Below are 11,481 nucleotides of genomic sequence, written 5' to 3'. Positions count from 1 at the left end.
GTCCGCCGGGCGGGCGGTGCCTCCCGGCACTCGGAATCAGTAGCCTCTACCTCCCGTTTATTCCGAGAGGCAACGCAACTGAAAACCATGGTCGCGGTAGTTCACGTAACAGGGACTAAGGTTCTGCGTAGGGAAACGCAAAAATACGCCATGAATTCCGCAAATGGCAGACGACCAACTGTACCCGTTGCTGCCGACGCTCCACAGCGCACCCTCGTTGCTGCCGCGGTGGCCCGGGGCGGAAAAGGCAGACAAAAAAGAGGGCGTCGTTCCGCAGAACGACGCCCTCGCACATATTAAAGCCCCGGGAAACAAAACGTCCGTAAGCCTCGGAAAACGACCGCCTAAACCAATGCGTGTCCCGTCATCTCAGCCGGCTGAGGCAGGCCCATGATCTTCAGCACCGTCGGCGCCAAGTCCGCCAATACACCGTCATGCACCGCTTTGATGGAATCCGAAACCACGATCAACGGCACCGGATTCAACGAATGCGCCGTATTCGGCGTCCCGTCCGCATTCACCGCATTGTCCGCATTCCCGTGGTCGGCACAAATCAAGATCGTATAACCCGCTTCCCGAGCCGCCGTCACCACCTTTTCGGCACACTCGTCCACCGCACGAACCGCCTTCTGAATCGCGTCATAGACCCCCGTATGCCCCACCATATCGCCGTTTGCGAAGTTCAGGCAGATGAAGTCCGGCGCCTCGGACCGAATGTCGTTCACCAACGCGTCGGCCACCTCGTAAGCGCTCATCTCGGGCTGCAAATCATAGGTCGCCACCTTCGGCGAGTTGATCAGGATGCGTTTTTCCCGCTCGAACGGTTGCTCGCGGCCGCCGTTGAAGAAGAAGGTCACGTGAGCGAACTTTTCGGTCTCGGCGATCCGCAGCTGCGAAAGCCCCTGCTTCGAGATCCACTCGCCGAGCGTGTTTTCCACATTCTCCTTGTCGAACAGAATATGCAACCCCCGGAACGACGAGTCGTAAGGAGTCATCGTACAATAGTAGAGCGGAATGGTCGTCATCCCCTGCTCCGGCATGTCGCACTGGGTCAGCACCTGGGTCAGCTCCTTGGCGCGGTCGTTCCGGTAGTTGAAGAAGATGACCATATCCCCCTCTTCGATCAAACCGATCGGCGCCCCGGCCGCATCGGTCAAAGCGATCGGTTTGATAAACTCGTCGGTCACCCCTTCGGCATACGACGCCTCGACTGCCGCCACCGCGTCGGTCGCCTTCGTCCCCACCCCCTTAACAATCAAATCGTAAGCCTCTTTGACCCGTTCCCACCGTTTGTCGCGATCCATGGCGTAGTAGCGTCCGATCACACTGGCAATCTTTCCGGTCGACTTCGCCATGTGTGCCTCCAACTCGCGCAGGTACCCCGCCCCGCTCTTGGGGTCGGTGTCGCGACCGTCCATAAAGGCATGGACGTAAGTATCGGAAATCCCGTAGTGTTTCGCGATGTCGCACAGCGTAAACAGGTGTTCCAGCGAGCTGTGCACCCCCCCGGCCGAAACGAGTCCCATAAAATGGACTTTTTTGCCGTTGGATTTGGCATATTCGAAAGCGGCGACGATCTCCGGATTCTTCATAATGGAGCCGTCTTTCGCCGCGCGGTTGATCTTCACGAGGTCTTGGTAGATGATGCGCCCGGCACCGATATTCTGGTGTCCCACTTCGGAGTTCCCCATCTGTCCGTCGGGCAGGCCGACGTTTTCGCCGCTGGTGAGCAGTTCGGCATTGGGATAGCTTTGCATCAACGAGTCGATGAATTTCGGATGGGTCGAGAAGATGGCGTCCCGCGACGAGTGGTCGCCTTTCCCCCAACCGTCGAGGATCATCAGTAAGACTTTGTTTTTCATTTCGTTATGTGGTATTTATTTTTATTTTCCTAACAGCCCGAATCCTAATCGAAGGACTGCATCCCGAGTCGGGAGATATCCTGAAGCCGTTGCTGCTGGGGCATCCCGAGCTCCATGAAGAAGTAGTTGATCGGATCGACCGGCCGCCCCCGATAGTGCACCTCGTAGTGCAGGTGAGGCGCGAACGAAAGACCCGAATTCCCCGAAAAAGCGATGATATCCCCCCGACTCACCCGCTGTCCCGGCTCGACCGTCACCTTGTCCAGATGCGAGTAGACGGTCTGATAGCCGTTCCCGTGGTCGATCGTCAGGCTGAGCCCCGAAGTCTGTCCCCGGGTCTGCAAGCTCTGTACCGTGCCGTCCGCCGTGGCGAAGACCGCCGAACCCGCTGGCACCGAGTAGTCCACTCCGTTATGCTGCGACATGGTCTTGAAAAACGGATGCACCCGCTCGCCGAACGATGCGGTGAGGAGTTTCAGCTGCCGGTTGTCGACCGGCTGGATCGCCGGCGTGGAGAGCGCCCGGGCGACATCCCGGGCCACCCGCTCGTGCAACCGCTCCGTGGTGGCGTCGTAGTTCGAGACCCGCTGATACAGCAGCCCGAGGTGTTCGTCGAAATAGTTCCCCAACTCCTTGTTGGTCATCCCGTCGAGGCGTGTCCGAAAAGCGATGCCCCGCTGCCGATCCTCTTCGGCCCGGGTCGCCGGATCGGCCTCGAAAAGAATCTTATAGACGCTCCTGTCCCGTTCCGAGACGTTTTCCAGAATCTCCTGCAACATGGCGTACCGCTGTTCCAAAGCGCGGTACTCTTTTTCGATCTTCGCGGTGCTTTTCTTGAGTTCGTACTCGATCGGGGTGTCGAAAAAGAGGGAGAAGACGACGAAATAGATCACCGCCACGGCCAATCCGCTGAAAAATCGGAAGGTCCATGTCACCAGTTTCTTACGCCGCCGGGGACGGGTCGAATTATGTACCGGGTTCTTACTCATCGAGTTCGTAAATGGTGGCCTTGGCCGATTCGGTAATGGTGCGGAACTCTTCTTCGCTCATATCGCGGCTGATGTAGTTGATCGGATTGACGGGGCGTCCGCGGTAGATCACTTCGTAGTGGAGGTGAGGCCCGGTGGATCGTCCCGTGCTGCCGACTTCGCCGATCAGCTCGCCGCGTTTGACGAGTTGTCCCGGTTTGACGAGGCTTTTGCTGAGGTGGGCATAACGCGTGCGGTAGCCGAATCCGTGGTCGATCACGATCTGGATACCGTATCCGGACTGCGGTTTCTGGTCGGCGACGAGCCCCGTCCCGGTGGCATAGACCGGGGTTCCGGTCGCCGCCCCCATGTCGATCCCCTCGTGACCGATCCACCGTTTCAGGATCGGGTGCATCCGCATCCCGAAGGCGCCGATATCGCCGCGCAGTTTGGTCTTGTCGAGCGGCATGATGGCCGGCACGACCTCGGCCATCAAGTCCTTGTCGACGGCAAGTTTCTCGATCTCGTCGTAAGAGAGGGACTGCAAATAGAGCTGCCGGGCCAAAGCGTCCATCTTTTCCCACACGCGGGTCATCAGCGGCGCATAGCGTCCGTAGCCCACCGACGCGTATTTCTCGTCGGCATACGGCACATAGACGCCCGGCATATCGAGCGTATCGGCCGAAAAGATGGCCCGATAGACGGCATGATCGCGCTCCCGGAGCTCCGAGAGCTGGGCCAGCGAAGCGTCGACACGCTTTTCGAGCAGCTGGTAGTCGTGCACGATCGCTTCGTTCTGCTCGCTCAGGCGGTGCATCTTGGGGGTATAGAAGAAGTAGGAGAAGACGAAATTGACGACCGAGGCCACGATGAAGACGAGCAGCACCGTCCGGACGAACCGGAAGAGCCACAACCGCACGGGCAGCACGAACCGCTCGCGGAAGAAGTGGTAGAGGGTGTAGTATGACGAAGGTTCGTTCGGTTCCATGCTCATCGTGAGGGCGCGGCGAGGGCGCAGTTAGCGCAACAAATTTACGATTTTTTTCAATGCGCCGTTTCTCCCTCCGTTTATTCCGAGAGGCAACGCAACTGAAGACCGTAGGCATGTCCGTCCGAGTGGCTGGGATTGAGGTTCTGCGTGTCGAAGTACAAGTACATCCCACCGCTGCCGTGCACCGACGACGAATAGCAAAATCCGACGTTGCCGTAGCCGTCCAGCACGCCTGAAGCTGACCAGCGGTAGCCCGGGGCACACCCTTCGGGCGTTTTACTGGCAGCCTCTACCCCCGTTTATTCCGAGAGGCAACGCAACTGATGACCGTGGCCACGGTAGTCCGAGAAGCTGGTGTAGAGGTGCTGCGTGCCGAAGTTCAAGAACACGCCGCTAGTCCCGCTAAAGGAGGAAGACCAATTGTACCCGTAGTTGCCGCTGCCCACCGGTGCGCCCAATCGCCCATGATTGCCTGCATCGCGGAAGCCCGGGGCGGGGGTTCCGTTTCTTCCGAGAGGCAACGCAACTGAAAACCGAAAGCGCGGTAATACGAATCGCTGGGATAGAGCCACGTCATGCTGAAATTCAAGTGCATACCATTGGTGCCCCCAAACGTGGAAGCCCAACTGTACCCGTTGCTGCCGACGCGGCTCGGCGCGCCCGTATCCCGATGGCGGTAGCCCGGGGCGGCGAGGCTCTAACAACAATATGCCGCCCCTAAAACACCTGTCGGAGAACCCGAACGGACTCTCCGACATGCGCTGATACAGAAAAATCGACCTCCGCCTACTCTCCGCCCTGAAGAAGAGGAATCAACCGATATTCCCACGAGTCTCCGCTGGGTAAATATACACCGGCCGGCAGATACAGTACCTGATACAAAACGTCCTGCTTCAACGGTTCCGTTTCTTCAGCATCCGTAAGAATCTTGGACACCGGCGCCCGGAACAGCTCCTTGGTCGGTTCGGCATCTGCCACGGGAACGATATCCGCCTGCGTCCAGAGTCCGCTCTCCGGATCCGGCCGACTACAGGTCACGCGACACACCAAGGTATCCCCCTTCCGATATCGCCCCTGCCACTCCTCCTGATCGAACACGACCAGTTTACAGCCCTGAATATTACCCTTCATGTCATTCACATGCGTAAACGGCTGGCTCCAAAACTCATTCCAGAACTCGTCTCCCTCCCCCAATCCGTATTGATCCCAATCCACGGTCATCAAATCGTCCTCTTTCCCCTCGGCTATCAGCCGTTCGCCCAACTCATCCACCTTTTCAGCCCAGCTGTTTTCTATCACATTGCACCACAATTCATTGTACTCCTCTTCTGAAATGACCTTCCCGTTACTGTCGAAAAAACGAGTGGCATCCTCCTGCCCCTCTTCCAGGTCAAACCCTACGAGTACCGTCAGCGGCGTACTTTCCACAACCAAAGCGGCGCATAAAGTCGAGCGTTCCTTTTGCATTCTTTCCTGATTTTTATCACCAAAGATACAGAATACCGGCTATTCCCGCAAATGTTCCGGTTCACCCGCGCCTCCGCAAGCCCAACCTTCGGAGGGCGGTATGAAATTCCCGAAAAATACAGTATATTTGCCGAACGGACGCGCCCGCACGCAGGCAGACACAGCGCCAAATCACCTGATTTACAAACAATTCATTCATAAATCAACACACACATGTCTAACGTAAAACGCGTTTATTCGTTCGGTAACAAAAAGGCCGAAGGAAACGGCAAGATGAAAGAACTGCTCGGCGGCAAGGGGGCCAACCTCGCCGAGATGAACCTCATCGGCATTCCGGTGCCGGCGGGCTTCACCATCACCACCGAAGTTTGTACCGAATTCTATACGCACGGGAAAGAAGGCGTGATCGCCATGATCAAACCCGACGTCGAAAAAGCCATGAAAGAGGTCGAAAGCCAGATGGGCATGGAATTCGGATCGGCTACCAACCCGCTGCTGATGTCGGTTCGGTCGGGCGCGCGCGTTTCGATGCCGGGGATGATGGACACCATCCTCAACCTCGGGATGAACGACCAGGCGGTCGAAGCGGTGGCCAAACGAAGCGGGAACGCCCGGTTCGCCTGGGACTCGTACCGCCGGTTCGTGCAGATGTACGGCGACGTGGTGCTCGGGATGAAACCCGAATCCAAGGAAGACCACGACCCGTTCGAAGTCATCATCGACGAGATCAAGGCTAAACGCGGGGTGAAGAACGACACCGAACTCACCACCGACGACCTGAAAGAGATGGTGACCCGGTTCAAAGCTGCGGTTAAGGCACAGACCGGCAAGGACTTCCCGGCCGATCCGTGGGAACAGCTCTGGGGCGCCATCTGCGCCGTGTTCGAAAGCTGGATGAACGAACGCGCCATCCTCTATCGCCAGATGCACAAATACCCGTCGGAATGGGGGACGGCGGTCAACGTACAGGCCATGGTCTTCGGGAACATGGGCGACAACTCGGCGACGGGCGTAGCCTTCACCCGCGACGCGGCGACCGGCGAAAACATCTTCAACGGCGAATACCTGGTGAATGCACAGGGGGAAGACGTGGTAGCAGGGATTCGGACTCCGCAGCAGATCACCATCGAAGGCTCCAGAAGATGGGCAGCCTTGCAGGGGATCAGCGAAGAGGAACGGAAAGCGAAATACCCCTCCCTCGAAGAGGTGATGCCGACGGTTTACAAAGAGCTGAACGACATCCAGAACCACCTCGAAACCTACTTCACCGACATGCAGGACATCGAGTTTACCATCCAGGACGGTAAACTGTGGATGCTCCAGACCCGGTCGGGGAAACGTACCGGCGAAGCGATGGTACGGATGGCGATGGAGATGCTCGCAGAAGGGTTGATCGACGAAAAGACCGCCGTGCTGCGGGTGGAACCCGCCAAGCTCGACGAGCTGCTGCACCCGGTGTTCGACAAAACTGCGGTGAAATCGGCCAAAGTGCTGACCAAAGGGCTGCCGGCATCGCCGGGGGCTGCCACCGGCCAGATCGTCTTCTTCGCCGACGACGCCGAAGCGTGGAAAGAACAGGGCAAGGAGACCATTCTTGTCCGTATCGAAACCTCGCCGGAAGACCTGAAAGGGATGAACGCCGCTAACGGGATCCTCACTGCGCGCGGGGGGATGACTTCTCATGCCGCTGTGGTTGCCAGAGGGATGGGCAAATGCTGCGTTTCCGGTGCGGGGGCTATTCAGGTGGACTACAAAGCTCGGACGATGACCATCGACGGGACGGTCTTGAAAGAAGGAGACTGGATCTCGCTGAACGGCTCGACGGGTGAAGTTTACGAAGGCAAAGTGGCTACGCAGGCGGCTGACCTGTCGGGCGACTTCGGCAAGTTGATGGACTTGGCCAGCAAATATGCACGTTTGCAGGTGCGGGCCAATGCCGACTCGCCGCGCGACGCGAAACAGGCATTCGCGTTCGGGGCACAGGGGATCGGTCTCTGCCGCACCGAACACATGTTCTTTGAAGGGGATCGGATCAAGGCAGTCCGCGAAATGATCCTCGCCGACGACGAAGAAGGACGGCGCAAGGCACTGGCCAAACTGCTGCCGATTCAGCGCGGCGACTTCGAAGGGCTGTTCGAAGTGATGGAAGGCAACCCGGTGACCGTTCGGTTGCTCGACCCGCCGTTGCACGAATTCGTACCCCACTTCGAAAAAGAACAGCGCGAAATGGCTGCCGAAATGGGCGTCAGCTACGAAACGATCCGCGAAAAGGTCGAAGCGCTGGCTGAGTTCAACCCGATGCTGGGGCACCGCGGCTGCCGGTTGGGGAACACCTATCCGGAAATCACCGAAATGCAGACCCGCGCGATTATCGAAGCGGCCATGAACGTGAAGAAGAAAGGGATTCCGGTACACGTCGAAATCATGGTGCCGCTCGTAGGGAACCACAAAGAGCTCAAATACCAGAAGAAGGTCATCGACGCAACGGCCAACGAAGTGTTCGCCGAACGCAACGACAAGATCGACTACATGATCGGTACGATGATCGAAGTTCCGCGTGCGGCGGTTACGGCCAATGAAATCGCCGAAGTGGCTCAATTCTTCTCGTTCGGTACCAACGACCTCACCCAGATGACGCTCGGTTTCTCGCGCGACGACATCAGCAAGTTCCTGCCGGAATACCTGAAGAAGGGGATCTTGAAACAAGACCCGTTCCAGATTCTGGACGTCAAGGGCGTCGGCCAGCTGATCCGCGAAGCGGTGTTCAAGGGTCGCGGGGTGCGCGAAGGCTTGAAGTGCGGGATCTGCGGCGAACACGGCGGCGAACCGAGCTCGGTAGAGTTCTGCCACTATGCAGGGCTCAATTACGTATCGTGCTCTCCGTTCCGGGTGCCGATCGCACGGCTCGCAGCGGCTCACGCGGCATTGAAAGAGGGGAAATAATCGACATAGAGGCATGGGTTTCTCGCCCATGCCTCTATATAACCCAAAGGAGAGGGGGCGATGTGACACATTGTGCACATCGCCCCCTCTCCTTTTCTATTATCCGGAAAATTGCAGAAATCCGTAAAAATAACCTATCTTCGGGAAGAAACTCCGACTCGACAACCGATATGAAAAAACGACTCCTCCTGCTCGCCTCCATGCTGCTCGCCGCACACGAGGCGGCCGAAGCACAGCAAAACGGAGGCCGTTTCCTGAAACGCATCGAAAACAACTACGCCAACTCCGTGCGCGTCATCGAGCCGGACGGGTCGGTGCACGGAATGTACAACCTCGACTCCAAAAGCGAGCTGGAGAAACGCTTTTTCGGCGATTTCAACGCCCCGGTCGAATTTTTCGTCGCTCCGTCGTTCGAAGGGAGTTCGGGACTCTGCCTCTACCGGGACTCGACCGGCAACTGGATGCTGGAGGCCAAGCAGGTAACGAATTACAGGGAGGTGGAAGACGAATTAACGAAAGCGTTCCCGCTCATGAGCTTTTCGGCGGAACAATTCAGAGACAGCACTCTGATCGACAGCTCTTTGCGACACAATCGCGCCATGATCCGGCGCATCCGGACAGAAGCTCCCGACCGATATCGCATCGAGGCGCAAAAAGTGCCCGTCGGCGAGGCGCTGGCAAAACAGATTTATGAATACACGACTCACCTTATCGACCGATACAGGGGCAGCGAATATCCGGACATGGTTTTCGACGGCGAACAGATCACCTTCCGCAGCGTCGTGGGATACGACCTCTGGACGCTGACGCTCCACTCGCCCCGAAACCACGAGGCGGAAAAAGCGACAGGCCTGTACCGGCAACTGATTGCCGACATACTGACCGGGCGGGTTATCAACGAAGAGCAATACATCCGGCTGCTGACCTCCTGCGATTCCCGGCGCGTTGTGCGGGAACACAGCCCGCCGCGACCAAAAATCCCTCTGTTCAGAACTCCCGGCGGCACTCCCGGCAGTAGTAATTCGCCCGCACCTTCCCCGGAGGCGACATGGTCAGCGCCGCCAATGCCGTCCACAAGATTTTCCGCCACCGTTTCGGCCCTCTGAGCCCCAGCGAGACCTGCTCCGAACCGCAGAACGGACACGCTTTCGGCACCGCAGCCTCCGCCTCCTCGCTCCCCTCCGGCGCCAGCACGGCCATCGCAGCCGCATAGTCCTCGTCGGCCACCCCCACGCGTACCGCCCGATCCGAATCCGAACCCCAAGGCATCACCTCATTGACGTATTCGTTGAGCAAACAAGCCTGAATGCCCGCATTCGCCAGCTGTCCCTGCACCAGCGAAGCCTCGAAACTATCGGCATAAAATCCTATGATTTTCATCTCTGAAACAGTTGAGTGATCCTCCCTAAAGATACGATTTTTCAGACAGATCGACAAATCTTCTCACCCCTCTGCACAAAAAAAAGGGCGAACCCTCGCCCCAATTTCGAAATAAGTGACACCGACAGGACTCAAACCTGTAACCTTCTGATCCGTAGTCAGATGCTCTATTCAATTAAGCTACGGCGCCGACAGCGTTCTGCCCCCGCACGAAGCGGAGATGAACAACAGAACAAAGGTAACCCTTTTCGTCGGGTTTTCCAAAATTTTGTTTCGTCGAAACGCACTGTCCGACGGGCGCGGTTGCTTTCCGGCGAGCGGGATATTATCTTTGTCACACGAAAATTTCTCTGCGACATGACCTCACTCACTGACATTTATCACCGTGCGCTGGACGGGACGCCGCTCACGTTCGCCGAAGCGATGGCCCTGTGGAACGATGCGCCGCTGGCCGAATTGATGACTGCAGCGGACGCGGTTCGTCGTCGGCTCCATCCGGAAGAGAGGGTGACGTGGCAGATCGACCGCAATGTGAACATCACGAATGTCTGCGTGAGCGGGTGCAAGTTCTGTAGTTTCCACTGCCGACTGGCCGATCGGGAGCGGGCGTACGTAACGTCGATGGAGGAGTACCGCCGGAAGATCCGGGAGATGCTGGCACTGGGGGGCGAACAGCTGCTGTTGCAGGGCGGACTGCACCCGAGGCTCGATCTGGCGTGGTACGAGAAGCTGTTCTCAGCGCTCAAGAGCGAGTTTCCGAATGTCAAACTGCATGCGCTGGGGCCGCCCGAAATCGCGCATATCGCACGCATTTCGGGCTTCGGCAGCGATGCCGAGGGGTATCGAGCGGTTCTGGAACGGCTCGTGACGGCGGGATTGGACTCGCTGCCGGGGGCTGGGGCGGAGATTTTAGACAACGAGATCCGCCGCCGCATCTCGCCGGGAAAGTGCTCGGCGGACACGTGGCTGGAGGTGATGCGGGTGGCGCACCGAATGGGGCTCTGCACGTCGGCGACGATGATGTACGGCCATGTGGAGCGACCGGAGCATCGCATACTGCATCTCTTAAAAATCAGGGATTTACAATCTCTGAAACCGGATTCGGCACCGGGTTTTCTGTCGTTCATCGCGTGGCCGTACCAAGGACGGGGAACGGCGCTGGAGGCGGAAACGGGGCTTTCGGGAGGGGCGGAGACGGCGGAGTTTCTGCGCATGATCGCTGTCAGCCGGCTGGTGCTGCACAACATCCCGAACATTCAGGCGTCGTGGCTGACGACGGGTCTGGCGGCGGGCCAGATGGCGTTGCACGGGGGGGCGAACGACATGGGTTCAATCATGATCGAAGAGAATGTGGTGAGCGCGACGGGATTCGAGGGGCGAACGACGATCGATGCCGAGCGGATGCAGGAGGCGATCCGTGCGGCGGGCTTCACGCCGGCTCTGCGCAACCAGCGGTACGAGTTGCTCTAAAGGAAGACCGCCCCGGGCTTCCGCCATCATGCTTCGGGTATGCTGAACTATGTGGGCAACTACGGATTCAACTGGGCTTCTACGGTCGGCGGGACCAATGGCATGGATTTGAATTTCAATGTCCAGAGTCTCTACTCGGGGACTTCGGATACTCGTGCCCGCGGTTTTCAGTTGCGTTGCCTCTCGGAATAAACGCCGCGGGCCCGCGGGGGGCAATGGGCTGGAGCTACCCTAACGACTGGCAGCCTCTACCCTACCTTTTTTGTTTGACATTGGCGGCCGAAGCCTGCGGGGTTTAGGGTAGAGGCTGGCAGCAAAAGACGCTGTGCGTCCCTCCGCTGCGGGAGGCTGCGGCCCGCGCGACCCGTTGGGTCGCAGAAACTCGGCCCAATTCTGTGGC

The 11,481-nt window shown here is 58.3% G+C and carries 11 protein-coding genes and 1 tRNA gene; 4 read left to right on the top strand and 8 right to left on the bottom strand.

The features are described from left to right. Nucleotides 1–57: 57 nt before the first annotated feature. The 6 genes from QZ302_RS06260 to QZ302_RS06235 all read right to left on the bottom strand — a co-directional run bounded on the left by QZ302_RS06260 (nt 58) and on the right by QZ302_RS06235 (nt 5,288). Nucleotides 58–255, bottom strand: a complete 198-nt coding sequence (locus tag QZ302_RS06260; RefSeq protein ID WP_294593707.1) for a hypothetical protein — start codon at nt 253–255, stop codon at nt 58–60. A gap of 89 nt (nt 256–344) precedes the next feature. Next, on the bottom strand, nt 345–1,862 hold the full coding sequence (gene gpmI, locus QZ302_RS06255; protein WP_294593705.1) for a 2,3-bisphosphoglycerate-independent phosphoglycerate mutase: 1,518 nt from the start codon (nt 1,860–1,862) through the stop codon (nt 345–347). A gap of 44 nt (nt 1,863–1,906) precedes the next feature. Further along, complete coding sequence (locus tag QZ302_RS06250) at nt 1,907–2,851, bottom strand: M23 family metallopeptidase (RefSeq protein WP_294593703.1); 945 nt, start codon at nt 2,849–2,851, stop codon at nt 1,907–1,909. Further along, nucleotides 2,844–3,818 (bottom strand): peptidoglycan DD-metalloendopeptidase family protein, encoded by a 975-nt coding sequence (locus QZ302_RS06245; RefSeq protein WP_294593700.1) that lies wholly within the window; start codon nt 3,816–3,818, stop codon nt 2,844–2,846. Before QZ302_RS06245 ends, QZ302_RS06250 begins: the two co-directional genes overlap by 8 nt. A 382-nt stretch (nt 3,819–4,200) precedes the next feature. Continuing rightward, nucleotides 4,201–4,416 (bottom strand): hypothetical protein, encoded by a 216-nt coding sequence (locus tag QZ302_RS06240; protein ID WP_294593698.1) that lies wholly within the window; start codon nt 4,414–4,416, stop codon nt 4,201–4,203. Nucleotides 4,417–4,607: 191 nt separating this feature from the next. Further along, nucleotides 4,608–5,288, bottom strand: a complete 681-nt coding sequence (locus QZ302_RS06235) for a hypothetical protein (RefSeq protein ID WP_294593696.1) — start codon at nt 5,286–5,288, stop codon at nt 4,608–4,610. A gap of 213 nt (nt 5,289–5,501) precedes the next feature. Between QZ302_RS06235 and ppdK the strand changes: the two genes are divergently transcribed. After that, entirely contained in the window at nt 5,502–8,231 is a 2,730-nt protein-coding gene (gene ppdK, locus QZ302_RS06230) for a pyruvate, phosphate dikinase (protein WP_294593693.1), read from the top strand. Between the two features lie 170 nt (nt 8,232–8,401). Next, complete coding sequence (locus QZ302_RS06225) at nt 8,402–9,337, top strand: hypothetical protein (protein WP_294593691.1); 936 nt, start codon at nt 8,402–8,404, stop codon at nt 9,335–9,337. On the opposite strand, the gene QZ302_RS06220 is transcribed toward QZ302_RS06225, so the two are convergent. Then, entirely contained in the window at nt 9,219–9,611 is a 393-nt protein-coding gene (locus QZ302_RS06220) for a DUF2007 domain-containing protein (protein WP_294593689.1), read from the bottom strand. The two genes, QZ302_RS06225 and QZ302_RS06220, sit on opposite strands and share 119 nt — an antisense overlap. A gap of 116 nt (nt 9,612–9,727) precedes the next feature. Beyond that, a tRNA-Arg gene (locus QZ302_RS06215) sits at nt 9,728–9,801 on the bottom strand. A 167-nt stretch (nt 9,802–9,968) separates the two neighbouring features. On the opposite strand from QZ302_RS06215, the gene QZ302_RS06210 reads away from it, so the two are divergent. Next, nucleotides 9,969–11,081, top strand: a complete 1,113-nt coding sequence (locus QZ302_RS06210; RefSeq protein WP_294593687.1) for a CofH family radical SAM protein — start codon at nt 9,969–9,971, stop codon at nt 11,079–11,081. Nucleotides 11,082–11,120: 39 nt separating this feature from the next. Beyond that, the gene (locus QZ302_RS06205; RefSeq protein ID WP_294593685.1) at nt 11,121–11,273 is read left to right on the top strand and encodes a hypothetical protein; all 153 of its coding nucleotides are present in this window, start codon (nt 11,121–11,123) and stop codon (nt 11,271–11,273) included. The last annotated feature ends 208 nt before the right edge of the window (nt 11,274–11,481 follow it).

This window comes from uncultured Rikenella sp. (assembly GCF_910579375.1).
Lineage (GTDB): Bacteria > Bacteroidota > Bacteroidia > Bacteroidales > Rikenellaceae > Rikenella.
Note: the sequence above shows the minus strand (reverse complement) of the source record. Positions and strands in the feature narration are given on the sequence as shown.

Coding starts and splice junctions, on each gene's coding strand:
- QZ302_RS06250 (WP_294593703.1), bottom strand. CDS start 2,851: ATGAGTAAGAACCCGGTACATAATTCGACCCGTCCCCGGCGGCGTAAG.
- QZ302_RS06205 (WP_294593685.1), top strand. CDS start 11,121: ATGCTGAACTATGTGGGCAACTACGGATTCAACTGGGCTTCTACGGTC.
- QZ302_RS06225 (WP_294593691.1), top strand. CDS start 8,402: ATGAAAAAACGACTCCTCCTGCTCGCCTCCATGCTGCTCGCCGCACAC.
- QZ302_RS06235 (WP_294593696.1), bottom strand. CDS start 5,288: ATGCAAAAGGAACGCTCGACTTTATGCGCCGCTTTGGTTGTGGAAAGT.
- QZ302_RS06220 (WP_294593689.1), bottom strand. CDS start 9,611: ATGAAAATCATAGGATTTTATGCCGATAGTTTCGAGGCTTCGCTGGTG.
- QZ302_RS06210 (WP_294593687.1), top strand. CDS start 9,969: ATGACCTCACTCACTGACATTTATCACCGTGCGCTGGACGGGACGCCG.
- QZ302_RS06240 (WP_294593698.1), bottom strand. CDS start 4,416: ATGCACTTGAATTTCAGCATGACGTGGCTCTATCCCAGCGATTCGTAT.
- QZ302_RS06245 (WP_294593700.1), bottom strand. CDS start 3,818: ATGGAACCGAACGAACCTTCGTCATACTACACCCTCTACCACTTCTTC.
- ppdK (WP_294593693.1), top strand. CDS start 5,502: ATGTCTAACGTAAAACGCGTTTATTCGTTCGGTAACAAAAAGGCCGAA.
- gpmI (WP_294593705.1), bottom strand. CDS start 1,862: ATGAAAAACAAAGTCTTACTGATGATCCTCGACGGTTGGGGGAAAGGC.